The sequence below is a fragment of the Nitrospirota bacterium genome (genome assembly GCA_016219645.1).
In the GTDB taxonomy this organism is placed as follows: domain Bacteria; phylum Nitrospirota; class Nitrospiria; order Nitrospirales; family Nitrospiraceae; genus Palsa-1315.
Window position 1 is genome coordinate 308,012 of record JACRLR010000016.1, and the last position, 18,321, is coordinate 326,332.

Here is an 18,321-nt window from a genome sequence, read left to right on the forward strand (position 1 = left end):
AAAGCGACTCGTTGACATCGAGAGGATCTGAGACGATACTACGCTGGAGAGTGGGAAAGTCACTGTGAGTATTCGAGCAAAGGAGCAAGCATGAAGCGGGATGTACTGGTCACATCGCTTGTAAAACAGAAGGCGGCTCAGAAGCCGGCCCTGGACAGCCGGAAAGATTCGCTCTGGCGGTTAGAACACCTTGAAAGCCAAATGGCAAAGTTGTCCGAATTGGTTCGTGAGCATGCGGAAGATGTCGATCGATTGGTGCGCATTGTGGCTGAAGATCGTGATGTCATTCGGCGTCAGTTATTGCGTAAACACCATGAGCAAGTCCGGGTCCGTAAGCATCTTCGTGACTCCAATGCCAAGGTAGGGCTCGACTTCTAAACAGGATGCTGAAAAAGTCCGCCAGCAGCTCGATCGAACCCGTGAAGCGTCGTTCGTTTCCGGACTCGGACGTTTCACGAACGACGAGAGCGGCCTTTTTGAGCATCCTGCGGGACGGTTCTCTCCTATCCCAGATATACAGACTATAAAAGTGCGGCTGGCCTCATTATAGTTTTTCCGCAGCCTGTTGAGCCTGTGCCCGGTGGTTTCGTCCCGTGGGATTCCGCCCGCGAGTCCATCCTTGCAGGATCTCACATAAGTCCGGCCCCATTGTTGGTGGTCTTATCGGTATCGTGCGAAATCGTCCATCGGCGCGATGCGAGTCATGGCGAAATGAAAGAAAGGGGATGATCGTGCAGCAACGAAGTGTCTGTCGGTGGGTAATCGTCCTGATGTCGCTGACGTTCGGAATGGCTCAGACCCTGTGGGCTGAGCCGATAGGGAAAGGGTGGGCGATCCCGGTTCAGGTGCCCTACGAAGCGCCGCCAAAGGGGCAGGATCTCCCGGCAGAATCCGTCCCACAGAATACGAAGCCGCTGACTCCTCAAGAGATTCAAAGGGCAGAAGCACTGCTGCCGTTGCTGGAGGGTGCACAGGAGTTTTGGGCGATGGGAGAATTCGTGCATCTCGGCGAGCCAGCCGTGCCGGTCCTGGTCAAAGGTCTGACTATGCCAGGACCGCGCATTCGGTATAACGCCATCGAAACAATTTCGATGTTGAAAGCCACCTCGGCAGTTCCGGCCCTTGTGGCAGCAGCCAAGGAGGTGAACGAAATCCCGCGGGTGCGCGAACATGCATTGCGGGTAGCCGTCCGATTGGATTCGGCGAAAGCGGTAGACGCGATCGAGGTGATGGCAAAGGACCAGAATTCATCGATTCGGAAGGCCGCTGCGTTTGAAGCGCGGTATATCAGAGAAAAGGCAGTGGTGCCGATTCTGATCGGGATGATTGCCGACGAGGAACGTTTTGTCGGACTCTCAGCGGTGCAGTCGCTTTGGATTCTCACGCGACATGAAACGGAGTTTCACGATTGGGAGACGTCGACCAAGCAAGACCGTCAGGAGTGGACGACTGAATGGGTGGAATGGTGGAACAGCCAGAAGGATAGCTTCGAATTTTCGGATCCGAAAAGGCCTTCGCGTGTGCGCTAGGAGCTGGTCGAGACAAACCAGATGAACCAAACCAACCAAATAAACAAAACGAACCGGATCAACCAGCTTCGCTGTGTCTTGCGAGCGCGAAAAATGCTGTGTTATATTTTGTCGGTTCCCCATCGCGCCGTACTCTTCGACAGAAAGATTGTAGGTGCCCTTTATGCCCAAGCTCACCATTGCGAAGCTCGGTAATCCAGTCTTGAGGCAGGTTGCGGCCAAGGTCGATCCCCGCGACATTCGCACGTATGACATGCAGCAATTCATCGACGATTTGCTGCAGACGATGCTGGCTGAACCGGGGATTGGGTTGGCAGCACCTCAGGTATCACGCTCGATTCAATTGGTCGTGATGGGTTGTGAAGGGGAAGACGGATTTCCGCAGACCGTGCTCATCAATCCCAAGATTATCTTCTATGGCCCGGAGCTTGTCGAAAACTGGGAGGGCTGCTTAAGTGTGGATGGGCTGCGGGGAAAGGTCACGAGGCCGTCGGTCGTAAGGGTCAAGGCGTTGGACCGTCAAGGCAAATCGATGGATTTCGAAGCGACCGGGCTCTATGCCGTCTGTATCCAGCACGAAATGGATCATCTCATCGGCAAAGTATTCTTGGACCGGATGACCGATATGTCCACGCTCACGCAACTCCCCGAATTTAGTAAGTACTGGCAAGATGAACCCATCCCCGTGATCTAACTTGCCGTGAAGATCCTGCGCTCGTGAAAACTCTCCTTCGAGTGCTCCAGTACCTCAGCCCGCACCGTTCAATGGTGGTCGGCACCTTCCTGTTCGCAGGGTTGGCGACGGCGTTCGAGCTGGTCCCCCCCTGGCTGATTAAAGTGATTATCGACGATGTAATTCAGGGGGGCCAGACTCAGCTCCTGCTCTGGGTATTTCTCGGGCTTTGTGCCGCCTATGTGCTGAGAAATCTCTGCGGGTCTATGAGGATTCGGTTGAACAATGGGCTGGAGCAGCAAGTCGTCCACGATTTGCACGTCCAGGTATTTGCCGCACTGCAGCGGTTATCGATCAAGTTTTATGAGAGTCGTCCAACAGGCGAGATCATGTCACGGGTGTTGAACGACACGGAGCATATGCAGCGCATCTTCGTCGACGGGCTGGAAGAAATCATTACGGCGGGGTTGACGCTGATCGGGATCATGACCATGCTGTTCATGCTCAACTGGAAGTTGGCTCTATTGGCGCTCGTGCCTATTCCTCTGTTGGTCGTCGGCGCGGCGCTCTTTACTAAGCGAGTCCACGGATACTATCGGGTGATCAGAAAAGGATCAGCGGAGCTGAATGCACTGTTGCAGGACATGTTGGCTGGCATCAGGGAGACGATGGGTTTCAATCGCCAGTCCTATGAGCAGGAGCGGTTTGATCGGAAAAGTGATCGTTGCCGCCAGGATACGTTGAAGGCCATGTACCTCTGGTCCTACTACTCCCCTGGCATGATGCTGATCGGGAGTCTGGGCGGGGCCATGGTGCTCTGGTTCGGCACAGCCGAAGTCCTGGAGCACCGTCTTTCCGTGGGCGAACTCGTGATGTTCATCTCATACCTTGCGCTCTTCTATGTGCCGATCAATCAGATCCACTCTGTGAATCACATGCTCCAACATGCGTTGGCTGCAAGTGAGCGGGTGTTCGAAGTGCTCGATCTCGTTCCGGAGGTCCAGGATCGACCTGACGCGATTGCGCCAACCGCTCGGTTACGGGGAGAAGTCGCCTTTCATCGCGTCGGGTTTCATTATCGAGCCGATGCGCCGATTTTGACAAACGTGACAATATCCGTTCAGGCGGGCGAACGCGTCGCGCTGGTCGGCCCGAGCGGCGCAGGAAAGAGCACGACACTCAAACTGCTGATGCGATTCTACGATGTGACCCAAGGCTCCGTGACCATCGACGGGTACGATATCCGCGATCTGCCCTTGCCCTTTCTTCGAAGCCAAATCGGGCTGGTTCAGCAAGAGCCATTCTTATTCAATGGGACGGTGAGAGAAAACATTCTGTATGGGGATCTATCGGCCGGGCAGGACGAGATTGAGATGGCTGCGAAGGCGGCGCGAGCCCATGACTTTATCATGGCTTTGCCGGAAGGGTATGACACCTGGATCGGAGAGCGTGGGGTCAAACTTTCCGTCGGGCAACGGCAGCGTGTTTCGATTGCCCGTGTCATTCTGAAGGACCCTCCGATCGTCATGTTCGATGAGGCCACCTCCAATATCGACACAGAGACCGAGGTCAAGATTCGTGAGGCGCTGGACGATCTGACGAAAGGGCGGACGACGATCATCATTGCCCATCGACTCTCCACCATCCAAGGGGTTGACCGCATCATTGTTGTGGACCACGGGCGTGTCGTCGAAGACGGGACGCACGAGACGTTGATCGGCCATGAAGGGGTGTATGCGCGACTCTATGACGCTCAATTTCAGGTGTAGCGGCAAGATGCTGAAAAAAAGGACGGGGTGGCTGGGATGATCCCCGTGCTCGCGCAACGCGCGGCCTCAGAAGGATGGGAAGGGTAACCTAGTCGTCCTCCTGCTCGCGGAACGCGCACGATAGGAATGTGCTCGTTCGACGCGCGCAATCGAGGATCGACTAGGTTACCCTTGACAAAGAAACGAGGAATCAGGAAAACGCGTGCAGTTGGGATCATTCCAGTCATCCCTTACTAAGTAATAGTTCGCTGCGGCCTTGCTTGGGCGGGTGAGAAAGCCGGCTTTTTGAGCATCCTGCAACGTTGTGGCCTGGTTGGTCCGGTTTCTTCCGTGCTACAAACCAAACAAACAAAATAAACGAAACAAACCAGCTAACGGATTGGTGGCCGTTGCAGGTCGAACTTGCTCACCGGTATACTTCGATTCACTTGAGGGGGGAGTACGGACGATGGTGCTGATCTACGAAAGCGATCCGTTGGATAACGAGGATGCGCGCGGGCGATTTTATCATGTCTGCCGCGGCCGGATCGATCGGAATGAAATCCACCTTCCAGCCGGTGAGCAGGTCTACGAATGTGCGGTCTGCGGAATCGATCTTGAAGCAGAAGACTTTTGGCTGGCTAGGCAGAAAGGGTCGGTTTAGGTTGCCATGGCTGGAAGCACAGGACGAAAAACCGTAGGCGTCTCGCGGGGGCTGATGATGCTCTGCGACACCTGCTACGCACAGGTCATCGCAGACAAATTAACCAACGAGAAGAATTTTGTTGCGAATGCCGACCTCCTTTTCGATACCATCTGTTGCGGTTGCACCGATATCAATCGGCCGCTAATTGACGACATGGCCGGCAGCGGCGAATAATGAGGATGTTGAAAAAGGGAGCGGGGAGTGTCCATGTGCCCTTCTTGCTCGCAGAACAGGGAGGGGGCGGAGCCTGATGATCTTCTGTGCTCGCGCAACGCGCGGCCTCAGAATGATTCGAGGGAGCAGGCAGACAGTTCTTCTTGCTCGCAGAACGCGCACGATAAGAATGTGCTCGTCCGATGCGCGCAGTAAAGGGCAGCCTCGGCCACTCCCCTTGTGAGAGGGATGAGGAGCCGGAAGATTCTCGTTGCGGTCTCGCTGGACAGTCTTTTTGAACGTCCTCTAGTTTTCAGGTCTGGCTATCCCTGACACTCTCCCCCTCACGCCGCAATGTTACCGGCAGGTTTTTCCATCGAAGTAGGTGCAGCTTGTCTCTCCAGATTTCACCTTCCACGTCTTGAGGAGTGGCGCCTGCCCTTCGCCTCTCATCTCGACGACGAAATCTGCAAGGCCTGATATGGGGAGTTTCTCGATGTGCGGCTTGGCTGCATCAGGAACATCAATCCAGAACACGGAGCCAAATGTGGAAATCATAATGCGGTGACTTTCCTTATCAACATGAATGACGGGACTGTAGAAGCTCTTCTCTTCGGCGAAGCCGGGGTGAATCATGAGGCTGAGGAAAATAAGAGTGAGGAAGCCAGTGAGAAGGGTCGTACGCATATAGGACCTACCGAACACTCCCGCGTATGAGGTCAATCAGAACATCATTATTGCATTGAGGCCAAATAGAAACAAACGGGAAAATACCGGAGAGGGTTATTCGGTCTATCATGTCGTCTCGGTTCTCCAGTTAGCCAAACGCATCGATGGACAAGATAGACCAGGCAGACTGAATTGACGAGATAGACCGAATTTATATCGGAGTTGTGATCTCTGCCGGTGTGACATTTCCACCCTTGATATTGTAGAGACGAATGTCTGGCTTCGACTTCTCCATGAGGGAAATGAGTAGGTAGTTGGGGATAGGCAGGTTGATCTTCGGCCAAATTTCTTCGTAGTCGGTGGCGATTTTGATGTCGGTGATGGAGGGACGTGCCGGGTCGTGAGGATGGGAATGGTAGACCACTTGCAGATCGAGCCCTTTGTTTCGAATATCTTTCTTCGCGGCGGAAAAGTCCTGCATATCCATTACGAAGGCAATCTCGGCTCGCTCGGCCGGGGAAAGTCGCTCCAGATGCGCGGCCTTTGCCGGGTCGAAGGAAGACAGTTTTTCGGCCCCTTCCAGCGCGACGATGTTGGTGATTCGATAGACATAGGTGACCGTTCCATTGATCCCGGCCATGAGCCCGCAACATTCGTAGGGATCGAGTTCCCTTGCGTGGGCAACTAGGTCGTCGAGAATGTGCTGAGGGATGACGAGATCCGACACGATTAGATAGCGCAGGTGACAGTATAGTCACTCTTCAGATCAGTAATTGTTGGCGTCGGTCCGCAGAGGCGGCAGGCCGGGTCTTTGGGCCGGCGAACTTTTCTGAATTTCATCTCCAAGGCGTCGTAGATGAGCAGGCGGTCGGCCATGGTTTCGCCGATGCCAAGAATTTCTTTAATTGCTTCCGATGCTTGAAGGATGCCCATGGTTCCGGCGAGGGCTCCCAAGACGCCAGCTTCTTGGCAATTGGGAACGAGTCCAGCTGGTGGTGGCTCCGGGTAGAGACAGCGGTAGCAGGGGTAGCCGGCATGGGGTTTGATCGTCGTGAGCTGACCTTCGAAGCGGAACATGCTGGCAGAAATGAGCGTCTTCTTGGCAAAAAAACAGGCATCGTTCACGAGAAAACGTGTCGAAAAGTTATCGGATCCATCCAGCACGACGTCGTAATCCTTGAGGAGCGGGAGGATGTTGCCCGTATCGACTAACTGGTGATAGGTATTGACCGTGATCTCAGGATTGATGGCCGTGAGGGTTTTCTTGCCCGATTCCACTTTTGGCGTGCCGACTGTAGCAGTGGAATGCAGGATTTGTCTCTGTAAGTTTGAGAGGTCAACGACGTCGCCATCGACCAGGCCGATGGTGCCGACACCGGCGGCGGCAAGATAGAGTCCGGCAGGAGAGCCGAGCCCCCCGGCGCCGATGAGCAAGACCTTTGCCTGCCGCAGCTTCATCTGGCCCTTGCCGCCCACCTCGCCGAGAAGAATCTGCCGGCTATACCGTTGAATCTGTGGTTCAGTGAGTTCCATGTTCTTTCCCGTAAGGCGTGAAACGTCAGACGTCAGGCGACGGATCCTCTGAGGGTTAGCTTCCTCTTGCCCCTTACGCCTCACCCCTAACAGGGTGTTGACAAACTAATTGAGCATGACAGAAACAGAAGGCGCGGATACTCACAGATCCGTTCAGAAGCCATCGCAGGCTGTTCAGAAAGGCCGTCCAGCAAGGCCGCAGCAAGCGACGAGGCGAAGCGTACTCTGAGAACGCCGCTGGCGGACTTTGTCAACAGCCTGCTAACCCCTGACGGGTTATTCCACGACATTCAATTCGATCGGGTCGACGATGACGCCCTTCTTGCGAAGGCCTGCGATCGCCCGTTCTATCTCCGTACTGTCCCCTACCAGTTCGAGGTCCATCCATCCGGTGGTTTCACGAACGTCGGCTCGTCTGACGTTGGTAATGACTTTGAATTCGTGACCGATCTGATAAATGATCGGCTCTTTGATCTTGTCTTCTGGGAATCGGATGTGAAATTTCATGTTCGGCATGATGAGCCTCCTGCAATGGCTGGCACGATCGAGACTTCGTCGCCGTCTTTGAGCGAGGTTTCTTTGCCCTTGAGGAACCGGATATCTTCCTCATTGACATAAATATTCACGAACCGGCGTAGCTCTCCGGTCTCGTCGCAGAGGCGATCCTTAATCCCGGGGTGGGAGGCGTTCAAGTTGTCGATCATTTCGGCGATACTCATGGCCTGGGCCTGGACCTCTCCCTGCCCCTTCGTCAGAGAACGGAGCGGGGTTGGAATGCGAACCTTAATCATGCGTCACCACCCCCGTGTTTCCCCACCTTAAAGGTCTGCTCAAAACTGACAAGGCTTGGCTGAATGCGATGAGGCCGTCCCACCGCATCGATCACAGCCTCCTGCGTCTTCAGTCCATTCCCTGTGATATAGGCAACTGTCACATCGCTTTTCTTGATCGTGCCTTGCTTCACCAGCTTCTGGAGCACACCGATTGTCACGCCGCCGGCGGTCTCTGCAAAAATTCCTTCGGTTTGTGCCAACAATTTGATTCCTTCCACCACTTCGTCGTCTGAAACCATGTCCATGGAGCCCTTGCTCTCGGCGGTCGCTTTGAGGGCATAGTACCCGTCGGCGGGATTGCCGATGGCCAGAGACTTCGCAATGGTCTTGGGTTTTACGGGCTTGAAGAAATCACGTCCGGACTTGAAGGCCGTTGAAATAGGAGAGCAGCCTTCCGCCTGCGCCCCGTTGATCTTCGTCCGCACGTCGTCGATGAGACCCACGGTCTTCATTTCATGGAGACCCTTCCAGATCTTGGTCAGGAGTGAGCCGGACGCCATCGGGATGACCACTTGGTCGGGGGTGCGCCAACCGAGTTGCTCCACGGTTTCGTAGGCCAACGTCTTCGAACCTTCCGCATAGTAGGGGCGAATGTTGATATTGACGAAGGCCCAGCCATGTTCTCCTGCGATTTCGCTGCAGAGGCGATTCACGTCGTCGTAGTTGCCTTCGACCTCGACCACGTTCGGCCGATAGATCAAATTTCCAAGAACCTTGGCCGCCTCCAAATCTCCGGGAATGAAGACATAGGCTCGCATTCCAGCGGCAGCTGCATGGGCAGCGACAGAATTGGCCAGATTGCCTGTCGAGGCACAGGCAATGGTTTCAAATCCCAACTCACGAGCCCGAGTGATGGCGACTGCGACCACCCGATCTTTGAATGAGAGAGTGGGATGGTTGACCGTATCATTTTTAATATAGAGCTCGTCCAGTCCGAGATGGGCGCCAAGATTTTTGGCGCGGACCAGCGGCGTCATTCCAGCATGAGGGCCGAGAAATGTCGGGCCCTGCACCGGGAGGAGATCGGCATAGCGCCAGATACTGTCTGGTCCGTCCTGGATTTTCTTGCGGGAAATGCCCTTCTTGATCTCCTCGTAGTTGTACTTCACCTCGAGGGGGCCGAAGCACATTTCGCAGACATGGATTGCCTTTGTCGGGTATTCTTTGCCGCACTCGCGGCACACTAGCGCTTTCATGGTCGCCATGGTGATGTCACCTCGTTCATCAATAGCTACGGCCGGACGGCACAGCCGGCAAACGGATCGCCGTCATCAAACAATTCAGTAATCGTCGGGTGCGCTCCGCAGAGCGCGCAGTCAGGATTGCGCTTCACGTTGATTTCTCTGAACTGTGTCTTGCGCGCATCAAAATCCAGGAATCGATTGGTGAGAGGATGGCCGATACCCAGAATGAGTTTCAAGGCCTCAGTCGCCTGGATCGTTCCAATGATGCCCGCTAACACGCCGATCACCCCCGCCTCCTGGCAGGAGGCAACCAGCCCGGGCGGCGGCGGAGTCTTGAAGATACAACGATAACAGGCGGATTGCTTTGGCACAATGGTCGTCACGCGGCCATCGAAACGCAGGATGCCGCCGTGGACTAACGGCTTGCCGGCGAAGAAACACGCATCGTTGATCAGGAACTTAGCTGTGAAGCTATCGACCCCGTCAATGATGACATCATACCCGCTGATGATCTTCAGCGCATTGCCGGCGGTCAGCCGTTCTTCGTACATCGAGACCTGCACGTCAGGATTCAACGATTGGATCTTTTCTTTCCCCGAGAGGACCTTGGGGCGGCCTACGTCCGATGTATGGTGAAGAATCTGTCGGTGAAGATTGGTCAGGTCTACGACATCGCTATCGATGAGGCCGATGGTGCCGATACCGGCTGCAGCCAGATAGAGCGCCACCGGCGATCCAAGGCCTCCCACGCCGACCAGGAGAATCTTGGCCTTGGCAATCTTCTTCTGCCCCTTGCCACCGACCTCAGGCAAAAGAATATGCCGGCTGTATCTGTTTATCTGATCTTCAGTAAATTCCATCACTCAATTCCGTTAGGCGTAAAACGTGAGGCGTGTAGGAGCGCAAAACGCCATATCCGTGATCTTTCGCCTTACCCCTTACGCCTGACCCCTCACGTCAAATGTTAAAATACTTTTCTATACTGAGATACCGCTCGCCTGTGTCGCATAAGATCGTGACCACGTTCTTACCTGGCCCAAGTTCTTGGGCCACTTTCTGTGCAGCGAATACGTTGGCTCCAGCGGAAATTCCCACCAGGAGACCTTCCTTCTTCGAAAGCTGCTTGGCCGTTTGATAGGCCTCGTCGTCGGTCACCGTCATGACACGATCGAGAATAGACCGGTTCAATACTTTCGGAATGAACCCCGCTCCGATGCCCTGAATCTTATGGGGCCCTGGGTCTCCACCTGATAAGACAGGCGATCCGGCCGGTTCAACCGCAATCACTTTTACAGAGGGATTCTTTTCTTTGAACAATTCCCCACATCCGGTAATGGTTCCGCCCGTACCGACCGCCGCCACGAACGCGTCGATCTGTCCATCGAGCGAGTCGAGAATCTCAAGCGCCGTGGTCTTCTTATGCATGGCTGGATTGGCCGGATTGGAAAACTGATCCGGCATAAAGTACGACGGATTTTGTGCGATGAGGCTCTCCGCCTCGCGGATCGAACCCTTCATGCCTTCCCAAGCAGGTGTTAAGACAAGCTGAGCGCCGTAAGAGGACAAAAGACTCGCCCGTTCCATGCTCATGCTCTCTGGCATCACGAGGATCAGCTTATAGCCTCGGACCGCAGCCACCAATGCCAGTCCGATCCCGGTGTTTCCGCTGGTCGGTTCGACGATTGTACCGCCCGGCTGCAGCTTTCCCAGTCGTTCCGCTTCGTTGATCATGTTCAGGCAGATTCGATCCTTGACACTACCACCAGGATTGAAGAATTCGACTTTCCCGTAGATTGTCGCCCCGCCGGCAGGCGACAATCGATTCAGGCGAACGAGGGGAGTACGCCCGATAAGTTCGGTGATGTCTTTGTGCAGGGTCATCGTCACCGTCCACCTCCCATATAAAACAAGAACTCGACCCGATCGCCCTCGTTCAGGTGGGTCGTGGCAAGATGATCCCGGTCTACCATGGTATCGTTGACTTCAACCGCAACCATTTGCGGTTCAATCTTCTTGGCTTGGAGCAGGTCGAGGACCGACCCCCCTGAAATCTCTTCTGCCTTGCCATTGATTTTGACCTGCATCGAGACTCCTGATATGGCCAAGAGATTAAACAATTTCAACACGTTATCAAAGCGACTTCTCCATTGTCAAGGTAACGGAAACAGCTCCCTCCTCGCGGCCGTCTATAAAAAGGCGCTAGAAGAAATTGGTAATTTCGGGTATGCTGCGCCCCGCGCGGGATATCAGACCCCCGTAGAATGAAAGGGTGGACATGGAACGACGGGCTGCTTCCCATACTGAAGAAGAGGAGATGAACCATCGCCGCCGGTTGTTGAATGCCGCGAAGAAAGGAGATCAGAAGGCTATCGGGAAGCTCTTAGAGCTCTATCAAGTGCGGATTTATAGCGGTGATATGGTGACGAAATTGAATAAAACTTCCGCGACGCACAAGCTTCAGGCCCAACTCGCCGAAGGGAAGCCAGTCAAGGGTGGGTCTGGAAGTCACGGCAAGAAAACTTCGCCTGCGAAGCACGCTCCCGCCAAACACATATCTGCGAAAGCGATCGCGCGTCCAGCCATCGTGAAGGGGGAAGCTAAGCCCGAGCCGAAAGCAAAACCAAAAGCGCGACCAGCGAAAGCAACAGCAAAGAAGCCCAAGAAGAATCTCAAGAAGAACGCCAAGAAGAAACACAAGAAGTAGTAAGCGGCGATTATTGCACTGCCACTCGCAGCCCCCCTCCCGCCAGTTTCCCTGCGATCTCTTCCGCCTGTGCCAGTGTTCCTTCGAACACGACGGCTTCTCCATCATGGTCGATCTTCCATGCCAGCTCAAAGGCCTTCGTGGCGTTCATGCCTGGAATGTGTTGGCAAAAGAGCGTAATTACCTGGTCGTAGGTATGGCACTCGCAGTTGAACACAACCACCCGCGCGTCGACTTGAGCACCAGTGTCGACACTGGTGCTCTCTGTCGGGACAGGGGGTGCGAAGGGTGTTTTTGTGCCAGCCATGGGGGCCGATTCTAGCAGACTCGCCGGAATTTTTAATAGCCTGTCCGGATAAGCAGATGGTTGATTCTCGGCCAATTTTCGCGGAAGCAGGATTGCGCGTAGAGCGCAAAATGAGCGCGAGAGTCTGTGACCGGCTGGATCTGGTGAGCCAGGGCCAATGTCTGAGTATAGACGAGAGAAGCTGATGTCTTGAGAAGGGCGAGGCCATATTCAAAGTAGTGTCCGTCGGCCAGGGTCCCGCCGCTCTTCGAGAAAGCTCTCACTAGGTCGAGGTCATAGGCTTGCCGTCCGAATGAGCCGTCCATGAGGCGCAGGAGTACAGCAGGGCCTGGCACGAGACGGTCGCCGACACGAAGACTGTGGGATGGCTCGAAGAGTCCTCGTTGGAATCGACGGTCCCGGCAAAGTGCCATGTGAAAGATCGCGCGCCAAAGGGGATCCTGAAGGTCGCGATCGACGGCGGCTGCCACTGCCGGTGGTAGGGGTCCGCTGACATCATAGCCTTGCACGAGGCGTCCGGCCTCGACGAGGTCCGGGAAACTCAGGCCCATCCGCTCTTGAAAGGCGGTCATCCCGGACATAGGGGTCAATTGCAGGGCCATGAAGTCGCGGAAATGGACGGAGGCAAAGCGAGTCAGGAGCCGTGCCAAGGTATCCGGGTGGCATAGGTGAAAGGGGTAGAACAGCGCGTGGGGTGCTCGGAGTCGATTCATCGACAAAGTTTCACGGTCATGTTAGGGTTTGCGCGTGCGATATCTCTTCACGTCGTGGCTTGATTTCCTGCTCATCTTTGTTCCTGTGACCGTCGTGCTCGAAGTCCTGCGAGCCGATCCACTGCTGGTCTTTGTATCAGCTGGACTTGCCATTATTCCGCTGGCGGGCCTGTTGGGGCGGGCCACAGAACATTTGACAACCCATGTCGGCGCCGGCGTTGGCGCGTTGCTCAATGCCTCGCTCGGTAATGCCGCGGAATTGATTATTGCACTGGTGGCCCTCCGCGAGGGCCTTCACGATGTTGTGAAAGCTTCTCTTACCGGCTCGATCATCGGTAACATATTACTCGTACTCGGAGTCTCGATGTTTGCCGGTGGAATAAAATACGAGCGGCAGAAGTTTAATCAAACCGCGGCCGGGATGGGCGCCAGTCTTTTGCTTCTCGCTGCCGTGGGGCTCATCATTCCTGCTCTTTTTCATTTCACTGCCTCCGATCGAGGCGCTGCGGCCGAGAAGGATTTAAGCCTAGTAATATCATTAATATTATTCATTATTTACGCGCTAAGCCTCTTGTTTACCTTGAGGACTCATCGGCATCTTTTTGCCGGAGATTCTCATAGTGCCTCGGACCTCGGGGAGCAGCCCTGGAGCAAGCGCGCTTCGGTTACTGTGCTGACGGTGGTGACCTGTCTTGTGGCCCTGATGAGCGAAATGCTGATCAGCGCGCTTGAGCCTGCTGCCCATCGACTCGGGCTGACGCAAGTCTTCGTCGGGGTCATTCTCGTCGCCCTGGTCGGCAATGCGGCAGAACATTCCACGGCGGTGATGGTGGCGGTAAAAAACAAGATGGACCTCGCCTATGGTATTGCCGTGGGATCTAGCCTGCAGATTGCATTGCTCGTTGCACCGTTGCTTGTCTTTGCCAGTTATCTATTCGGGGCGCCATTGGATTTGATCTTCACGCCATTCGAAGTGGCTGCTGTGACGATGTCAGTTTTGGTTGTAGGGTTCGTGGCAATGGACGGAGAATCGAACTGGATGGAAGGTGCAATGTTGGTCGGGGTCTACCTGATGCTGGCTATTGCCTTTTTCTTCCTGCCGGCCTAGCTGGATGCTGAAAAATGACGGGGTAGCTGGGACGATCCTCGTGCTCGCGCAACGCGCGCGATCGGAATGTGCTCGTTCGACGCGCGCACTCGAGGATCGACTAGGCTACCCTTGAAAAAGAAACGATGGATTGGAAAGATGCGCGCAGTTGGGATCATCCCACCCACTCCTTATGAAGTGATAGTTCGTTACAGCCTTGCCCGAGGAACAGCGCGTCTTGGCGCGCTTGGGCTGGGCGGGTGAGAACCGTGGACTTTTTGAGCATCCAGCGCGTGAGGAGTGCGGTTTTCAAGCTTTGATTCTGCGCGTCTCGCTTTTCCCGCGCAGGTCTCTGCCTCAGAACTTATCCATGTCGATGACCTCCGTGGCTTCCCACAGATTCTTCGACTCCGCATCTGCCAGAGCTTTCGCCCGGTCCTCTTCCGTCTCTTCACCAAACTGAACCGGTTGCTTCGGTATAGCCTGTTCCGTCTCAGGCTGAGATGAGTCTGCCTCCGGTGGCACCGGCTGTCTTCTCCGTTTCTTCGCAGGATCCATATTGACTGGCATGGCAACTCCGCCGTGATCTCCGATCAGTGTCCACCCGACCGAAAGGCAAAGTCAACGTGTGTAGTGCAGGCGCGGAAACAGGTTTGTTTGGTTTGTCTCGTTTGTTTGGTTGAACCGGGCGAACCAGACAAACCAAACAGACCAAATGAACCAAATAAACCAGAGTGCTGCTAGTACAACTGCTCGGCGATCGTGTCAGCAAAAAGGCGACCTTGTGGCGATAGTCTGCTGCGCTCACCGTCTTTTTCGATCAACCGGGCTGCGAGTAACTGTGCGGTGACAGATGAAAGTCCATAATTTGCCGCATGTTGATGTAGGTGGCATGTGGGAATTCCTTGAATGAGTCGCAGGCCAAAAATTACGGCATCGCGGAGTTGTTCCTCTTCTGAGAGCCTGGTGCGATCTTCAATAGGCAATCGGCTTCCCGTGAGTGATGCATTGTAGGCTGCAAGGTCGGCAACGTTTCCGAATCTTGTTCCGCCCAGATAGGACTGTGCGCTCGGGCCCAACCCAAGATATTCGCCGTTGGTCCAGTAGAGCAAGTTGTGTCGGCAGGCATAGCCGGGTTTAGCGTAGTTCGATACCTCATACCGTTCATAGCCGGCGTCGTCGAGTATCTGTTCTGCGGCCTTGTCCATGTCAATCTGCAGGCCTTCGTCTGGGGCCGGACTCCGCCCTCGCCGGATGTCGGTAGCCAGTTTCGTATCTTCTTCGACTGTCAAGGCATAGCAAGAGAGGTGTGTCGGTTCAAGGGAGAGACAGTGAGCGAGCGTCTGCCGCCAGTCTTCCAGGCTTTGGTTGGGGAGCCCATACATCACATCGAGGTTGACATTGGTAAACCCGGCCGCTTTAGCCCGACCAACTGCCCTAATAGTCTCGTGGACGGTACCGGGCCGTCCGATCAGATTCAGTTCGCTATCCTCCATCGATTCTGCGCCGAAACTGATTCTGGTGACCCCGGCCTCAAGTAGTTGTATGTGATCCTGCTCGGAAATCGTAGAGGGGTGCGCCTCAACGGTGATTTCACAGTTTGAGACAAGAGCGAAATGCGCGCGAATCTCTGACAGGATCGCGAGGAGCTGACTCGTGGCGAGCGCCGTCGGTGTGCCACCCCCAAGATAGACCGACTGCACGGTACGGCCAGCGGCCACATGTTCTTGTGCCGACAGCCGAATTTCTTGAACGAGGGATCGGACAAAAGCCTCCGCGCGGTCCCCTCGATGGATTTCAAGGTAGAAGGCACAGAAGTCACATCGCTGTCGGCAGAAGGGGATATGGAGATACACACCGAGGGGCGGGGGTGTCATGACGTGAGACTGAATCCTTGAGGTTTGGAAAAGTCCCTCGCAAGGACGATTTCTATTTCATCGGCAGGAGACTTCCCGCGATTGCGTACATGTGTGTGCCAAGCCCGGTGTTGACGCAATGACTCGAAGAGTGCCTTGAGCAGGTCGGGTTTGATCAGCGCTTCCCACTCCTGGACCCAGGCATGGTGCTCCGCATCACCTTCATACTCGTCAGGGAATGAGGCTTCCAGGCTGAACCGAAAGGTAAAGGTTTTTTCTTCTTGGTACATAAGACTCCTCAGCCTCCTGGCAGATTGCGAAGTGGCCGGCTCGATCCTTATAATAGTCCTCAAGAGGGGGAATACAAGCCATGCCTATCTTCGAATATGTCTGCGGAGAATGCAATCATCGGTTCGAGCTGTTGGTCTATGGCTCAACGAGCGCTGCCTGCCCAAAGTGTAAAGCCACGAAGTTGGAGAAACAGATTTCTTCGTTCGGTGTCGGCGGCACAGATGGCTGGGTATTGCCGGGGAATGGCGGAGGCGCTTGCGGAAGTTGCGGCGACCCGCGCGGCTCCGGTTCCTGCTCCACAAATTGACCATGGAGTCCGGCGATCAAGGCCTACAGCGTGCGATTACCACGATCTATCAGTCCGACCCTCTCATCAAATTGCTCAATGAGGTAAGGCTCGGCCGGATGAAACCGACCGATGCCGGGCTGCGTGCCATAACTGAATCCTGGCTGGGCACCTATCAAAAGGTCATTGCATCCGGTGGATTCAGCCGCCAGGACTTGCGCCGCATCGATCCCAATCCTCGGCTGGCACTGTTGCTTGAATGTGGAGTGGTCATGGGTGACCAGCAGGCAGTCACTGATCTTCGTGCAGGTTTTGAGCGGGCTGTCGCTGGTGCAACCGAGTAATCCCTATCCCATGTTGGTTCTCTGGGGCATCGTCGCACTATTCCTGACTGTGGGGCCGGTTGGAGAAGGATGGGCAGAAGACACTCTCGGCGTCAGACCACTACTGACGATCGCGCCCAAGGATCTCCATAGGATCCTGCCGCCTGACTCCCACATTTTGATTGATCCTCGGTCGATTGAGCAGTTTCTTGACGCACTCGATACAAGCCCACCGGACTGGGGCCTGGTATATGGCCACGGCCACCATAACCCTGAACGTGACGAACGATTATTCAGGTTGAACCGGGAGCGTGATGCCAAGCGTGCAGGCAATCCTGTCTTGACTCAACTCATCACCTTTGTCTGGTTCGGTGAATTGTCCCGGTATGACGCGGAGGCAGGTGGATTTCACGTGGCCCTCGGCCCCGAGTTTACGCCGACGAGGTGGGGTGTTGTGCGATTCAAGTATGAGTATGTTGAGGGTGATCTTGTGGCAAAGGCCTCAGCGCCGCTACGGGACGAACTCGAACTACGGTTGGCGCGAGGTGAGCCGGTCGATATCATCGTAGCCATGACCGGGCGGCTCATTCCGGAGGAGTCGTTGCTGTACGATTTCTCGCATGACCAAGAGGGCCTCGGCGTGATTATGCCAGTGGTGAAGCTTGAACGGATCGATTATCTGTTGAGGCCACATAAATCTGACCCTTTTCATTGACTCCCAATTCTCTTCTTTCGCTCCTCCAGTCCTGACTCCCTGTCTGCAGTCGCATCCCTTCTGATGGCCTCTCGGTTCTGTTTCGGTGGATGGCACCGCCGGCATCTCGATCAACTTTTGCAGCGTAGTACTGCAAACCATTGGATTTTCAAGAAGTTCGAGGTGGTTCCGGTTGCTGCTACACTTAGCGCATGTTGTTGCCAAGAGCCGAGAAGGTTTCCACTCCCGATAACTCAATCCATTCAGGAGGAATACAGGCAATGTCCAAGACGCCACGTCGACCGAAGTCCGTCCTGATTCCCGGCTGCCTTGTCATGGTCTGCCTTGCCATGACTGCCTGCACAGGGGGGACCAACACATCGAAGGTCTACAGGGCCGACGGGCAGGGCAGCAAGGCTGTCGCGAACGAGACAGACTATGATGGGCAGACGTCGACTCAATATACACAAGACTCGAAGGCGAAACGCCAGGTACCGGCTCAGCAGATGACAGAGCAGCGAAGAACCAGAAAAGTGGAGCAAATCGAAGGCCTCAGCATTGCTCCAAAACGGCGACCGAACGACCCGATCTACGTGAGCCTCGTCCCGCCGGTTCTCGACAGCAAGATGCAGGAAGCGGAGAAATCAAAGGGTTCGGTTGAGCGACAAATTCGGAGCGAATTCACTTCCGATCCTATCATCAAACTCGTCGAGGGAGACCGTAGTTCCTCCGACAAAGGGAAAGTTCGTTCTGTACCATCTATTGCGGATGTTGAAGTCGCTCCCAAGGTTTCGATCAAGGACGTCTACGTCCTGCAGCCCAAAACCGGCAAGCCTGGCAAGATGACTGCCGTCATATTCGAAGCAACGATCACTTCCCAAGAACCGCCTATCACCTCTACCGTGTCAGAAACCGGGCATTACTTGCAAAACGTGGAAGTCTCCAAGCGGTTTGCCTCGCAGATTAAACAGATCATCCTAGAGAGGATCGGGCCTGGTATCCCTGCTCATTGACGCGGTGAATTCTGTTCTC

26 protein-coding genes are annotated in these 18,321 nt (G+C 55.0%); 12 read left to right on the forward strand and 14 right to left on the reverse strand.

Translation table 11 applies throughout. From position 1 onward, the window contains the following. Positions 1-90: 90 nt before the first annotated feature. The 6 genes from HZB34_05790 (at position 91) to HZB34_05815 (ending at position 4,830) form a co-directional block, all read left to right on the forward strand. Positions 91-378, forward strand: coding sequence for a hypothetical protein (locus HZB34_05790; protein ID MBI5315464.1), 288 nt, complete (start codon positions 91-93; stop codon positions 376-378). 353 nt (positions 379-731) lie between these two features. Further along, on the forward strand, positions 732-1,529 hold the full coding sequence (locus HZB34_05795; GenBank protein MBI5315465.1) for a HEAT repeat domain-containing protein: 798 nt from the start codon (positions 732-734) through the stop codon (positions 1,527-1,529). 163 nt (positions 1,530-1,692) lie between these two features. Then, positions 1,693-2,223 (forward strand): peptide deformylase, encoded by a 531-nt coding sequence (gene def / locus HZB34_05800; GenBank protein MBI5315466.1) that lies wholly within the window; start codon positions 1,693-1,695, stop codon positions 2,221-2,223. Positions 2,224-2,246: 23 nt separating this feature from the next. Beyond that, on the forward strand, positions 2,247-3,971 hold the full coding sequence (locus tag HZB34_05805; protein MBI5315467.1) for an ABC transporter ATP-binding protein: 1,725 nt from the start codon (positions 2,247-2,249) through the stop codon (positions 3,969-3,971). A gap of 448 nt (positions 3,972-4,419) precedes the next feature. Further along, positions 4,420-4,614: a hypothetical protein gene (locus HZB34_05810; protein ID MBI5315468.1), complete on the forward strand. Its 195-nt coding sequence runs from the start codon at positions 4,420-4,422 to the stop codon at positions 4,612-4,614. Between the two features lie 6 nt (positions 4,615-4,620). Then, positions 4,621-4,830: a hypothetical protein gene (locus tag HZB34_05815; GenBank protein MBI5315469.1), complete on the forward strand. Its 210-nt coding sequence runs from the start codon at positions 4,621-4,623 to the stop codon at positions 4,828-4,830. Between the two features lie 336 nt (positions 4,831-5,166). On the opposite strand, the gene HZB34_05820 is transcribed toward HZB34_05815, so the two are convergent. From HZB34_05820 to thiS, 9 genes are all read right to left on the reverse strand, one after another. After that, on the reverse strand, positions 5,167-5,496 hold the full coding sequence (locus HZB34_05820) for a hypothetical protein (protein ID MBI5315470.1): 330 nt from the start codon (positions 5,494-5,496) through the stop codon (positions 5,167-5,169). Between the two features lie 193 nt (positions 5,497-5,689). Beyond that, positions 5,690-6,205: a M67 family metallopeptidase gene (locus tag HZB34_05825; GenBank protein ID MBI5315471.1), complete on the reverse strand. Its 516-nt coding sequence runs from the start codon at positions 6,203-6,205 to the stop codon at positions 5,690-5,692. A gap of 2 nt (positions 6,206-6,207) precedes the next feature. Then, complete coding sequence (moeB, locus tag HZB34_05830) at positions 6,208-7,011, reverse strand: molybdopterin-synthase adenylyltransferase MoeB (protein ID MBI5315472.1); 804 nt, start codon at positions 7,009-7,011, stop codon at positions 6,208-6,210. Between the two features lie 276 nt (positions 7,012-7,287). Further along, a complete protein-coding gene (locus HZB34_05835; protein ID MBI5315473.1) occupies positions 7,288-7,527 on the reverse strand; it encodes an NIL domain-containing protein in 240 nt (79 codons plus the stop codon). Beyond that, complete coding sequence (locus tag HZB34_05840) at positions 7,515-7,802, reverse strand: MoaD/ThiS family protein (protein ID MBI5315474.1); 288 nt, start codon at positions 7,800-7,802, stop codon at positions 7,515-7,517. The genes HZB34_05835 and HZB34_05840 overlap by 13 nt, the downstream gene beginning before the upstream one ends. After that, positions 7,799-9,049 (reverse strand): threonine synthase, encoded by a 1,251-nt coding sequence (locus HZB34_05845; protein MBI5315475.1) that lies wholly within the window; start codon positions 9,047-9,049, stop codon positions 7,799-7,801. The genes HZB34_05840 and HZB34_05845 overlap by 4 nt, the downstream gene beginning before the upstream one ends. Before the next feature lie 26 nt (positions 9,050-9,075). After that, entirely contained in the window at positions 9,076-9,888 is an 813-nt protein-coding gene (moeB, locus tag HZB34_05850) for a molybdopterin-synthase adenylyltransferase MoeB (GenBank protein ID MBI5315476.1), read from the reverse strand. A gap of 97 nt (positions 9,889-9,985) precedes the next feature. Beyond that, a complete protein-coding gene (gene cysK / locus HZB34_05855) occupies positions 9,986-10,909 on the reverse strand; it encodes a cysteine synthase A (GenBank protein MBI5315477.1) in 924 nt (307 codons plus the stop codon). Between the two features lie 2 nt (positions 10,910-10,911). Then, positions 10,912-11,112: a sulfur carrier protein ThiS gene (thiS, locus tag HZB34_05860; protein ID MBI5315478.1), complete on the reverse strand. Its 201-nt coding sequence runs from the start codon at positions 11,110-11,112 to the stop codon at positions 10,912-10,914. 191 nt (positions 11,113-11,303) lie between these two features. Here thiS and HZB34_05865 point away from each other — a divergent pair, with 191 nt between their 5' ends. Further along, on the forward strand, positions 11,304-11,732 hold the full coding sequence (locus tag HZB34_05865; GenBank protein ID MBI5315479.1) for a hypothetical protein: 429 nt from the start codon (positions 11,304-11,306) through the stop codon (positions 11,730-11,732). Between the two features lie 10 nt (positions 11,733-11,742). On the opposite strand, the gene HZB34_05870 is transcribed toward HZB34_05865, so the two are convergent. Both HZB34_05870 and HZB34_05875 read right to left on the reverse strand, forming a co-directional pair. After that, positions 11,743-12,039 (reverse strand): ATP-dependent Clp protease adaptor ClpS, encoded by a 297-nt coding sequence (locus HZB34_05870; GenBank protein ID MBI5315480.1) that lies wholly within the window; start codon positions 12,037-12,039, stop codon positions 11,743-11,745. A 32-nt stretch (positions 12,040-12,071) separates the two neighbouring features. Continuing rightward, the gene (locus HZB34_05875) at positions 12,072-12,752 is read right to left on the reverse strand and encodes a hypothetical protein (GenBank protein MBI5315481.1); all 681 of its coding nucleotides are present in this window, start codon (positions 12,750-12,752) and stop codon (positions 12,072-12,074) included. A gap of 34 nt (positions 12,753-12,786) precedes the next feature. Between HZB34_05875 and cax the strand changes: the two genes are divergently transcribed. Further along, complete coding sequence (cax, locus tag HZB34_05880; GenBank protein MBI5315482.1) at positions 12,787-13,860, forward strand: calcium/proton exchanger; 1,074 nt, start codon at positions 12,787-12,789, stop codon at positions 13,858-13,860. Between the two features lie 336 nt (positions 13,861-14,196). On the opposite strand, the gene HZB34_05885 is transcribed toward cax, so the two are convergent. The 3 genes from HZB34_05885 to HZB34_05895 form a co-directional block, all read right to left on the reverse strand. After that, complete coding sequence (locus HZB34_05885; protein ID MBI5315483.1) at positions 14,197-14,409, reverse strand: hypothetical protein; 213 nt, start codon at positions 14,407-14,409, stop codon at positions 14,197-14,199. Between the two features lie 170 nt (positions 14,410-14,579). Then, positions 14,580-15,716, reverse strand: coding sequence for a radical SAM family heme chaperone HemW (gene hemW / locus HZB34_05890; GenBank protein MBI5315484.1), 1,137 nt, complete (start codon positions 15,714-15,716; stop codon positions 14,580-14,582). Then, entirely contained in the window at positions 15,713-15,985 is a 273-nt protein-coding gene (locus HZB34_05895; protein ID MBI5315485.1) for a hypothetical protein, read from the reverse strand. The genes hemW and HZB34_05895 overlap by 4 nt, the downstream gene beginning before the upstream one ends. A gap of 80 nt (positions 15,986-16,065) precedes the next feature. On the opposite strand from HZB34_05895, the gene HZB34_05900 reads away from it, so the two are divergent. The 4 genes from HZB34_05900 (at position 16,066) to HZB34_05915 (ending at position 18,302) form a co-directional block, all read left to right on the forward strand. After that, a complete protein-coding gene (locus tag HZB34_05900) occupies positions 16,066-16,293 on the forward strand; it encodes a zinc ribbon domain-containing protein (protein MBI5315486.1) in 228 nt (75 codons plus the stop codon). Beyond that, a complete protein-coding gene (locus HZB34_05905; protein MBI5315487.1) occupies positions 16,242-16,616 on the forward strand; it encodes a hypothetical protein in 375 nt (124 codons plus the stop codon). The genes HZB34_05900 and HZB34_05905 overlap by 52 nt, the downstream gene beginning before the upstream one ends. Further along, positions 16,549-17,310 (forward strand): hypothetical protein, encoded by a 762-nt coding sequence (locus tag HZB34_05910; protein MBI5315488.1) that lies wholly within the window; start codon positions 16,549-16,551, stop codon positions 17,308-17,310. Before HZB34_05905 ends, HZB34_05910 begins: the two co-directional genes overlap by 68 nt. 260 nt (positions 17,311-17,570) lie before the next feature. After that, the gene (locus tag HZB34_05915) at positions 17,571-18,302 is read left to right on the forward strand and encodes a hypothetical protein (GenBank protein ID MBI5315489.1); all 732 of its coding nucleotides are present in this window, start codon (positions 17,571-17,573) and stop codon (positions 18,300-18,302) included. The last annotated feature ends 19 nt before the right edge of the window (positions 18,303-18,321 follow it).

Bases quoted from the DNA above. Each gene is read 5' to 3' on its own strand.
- HZB34_05865 (MBI5315479.1), top strand. From the start codon at position 11,304: ATGGAACGACGGGCTGCTTCCCATACTGAAGAAGAGGAGATGAACCAT.
- moeB (MBI5315476.1), bottom strand. From the start codon at position 9,888: ATGGAATTTACTGAAGATCAGATAAACAGATACAGCCGGCATATTCTT.
- HZB34_05815 (MBI5315469.1), top strand. From the start codon at position 4,621: ATGGCTGGAAGCACAGGACGAAAAACCGTAGGCGTCTCGCGGGGGCTG.
- HZB34_05900 (MBI5315486.1), top strand. From the start codon at position 16,066: ATGCCTATCTTCGAATATGTCTGCGGAGAATGCAATCATCGGTTCGAG.
- HZB34_05895 (MBI5315485.1), bottom strand. From the start codon at position 15,985: ATGTACCAAGAAGAAAAAACCTTTACCTTTCGGTTCAGCCTGGAAGCC.
- HZB34_05915 (MBI5315489.1), top strand. From the start codon at position 17,571: ATGTCCAAGACGCCACGTCGACCGAAGTCCGTCCTGATTCCCGGCTGC.
- HZB34_05820 (MBI5315470.1), bottom strand. From the start codon at position 5,496: ATGCGTACGACCCTTCTCACTGGCTTCCTCACTCTTATTTTCCTCAGC.
- def (MBI5315466.1), top strand. From the start codon at position 1,693: ATGCCCAAGCTCACCATTGCGAAGCTCGGTAATCCAGTCTTGAGGCAG.
- HZB34_05845 (MBI5315475.1), bottom strand. From the start codon at position 9,049: ATGGCGACCATGAAAGCGCTAGTGTGCCGCGAGTGCGGCAAAGAATAC.
- HZB34_05810 (MBI5315468.1), top strand. From the start codon at position 4,420: ATGGTGCTGATCTACGAAAGCGATCCGTTGGATAACGAGGATGCGCGC.
- HZB34_05840 (MBI5315474.1), bottom strand. From the start codon at position 7,802: ATGATTAAGGTTCGCATTCCAACCCCGCTCCGTTCTCTGACGAAGGGG.
- HZB34_05875 (MBI5315481.1), bottom strand. From the start codon at position 12,752: ATGAATCGACTCCGAGCACCCCACGCGCTGTTCTACCCCTTTCACCTA.
- cysK (MBI5315477.1), bottom strand. From the start codon at position 10,909: ATGACCCTGCACAAAGACATCACCGAACTTATCGGGCGTACTCCCCTC.
- moeB (MBI5315472.1), bottom strand. From the start codon at position 7,011: ATGGAACTCACTGAACCACAGATTCAACGGTATAGCCGGCAGATTCTT.
- HZB34_05790 (MBI5315464.1), top strand. From the start codon at position 91: ATGAAGCGGGATGTACTGGTCACATCGCTTGTAAAACAGAAGGCGGCT.
- hemW (MBI5315484.1), bottom strand. From the start codon at position 15,716: ATGACACCCCCGCCCCTCGGTGTGTATCTCCATATCCCCTTCTGCCGA.
- HZB34_05885 (MBI5315483.1), bottom strand. From the start codon at position 14,409: ATGCCAGTCAATATGGATCCTGCGAAGAAACGGAGAAGACAGCCGGTG.
- HZB34_05835 (MBI5315473.1), bottom strand. From the start codon at position 7,527: ATGCCGAACATGAAATTTCACATCCGATTCCCAGAAGACAAGATCAAA.
- HZB34_05870 (MBI5315480.1), bottom strand. From the start codon at position 12,039: ATGGCTGGCACAAAAACACCCTTCGCACCCCCTGTCCCGACAGAGAGC.
- thiS (MBI5315478.1), bottom strand. From the start codon at position 11,112: ATGCAGGTCAAAATCAATGGCAAGGCAGAAGAGATTTCAGGGGGGTCG.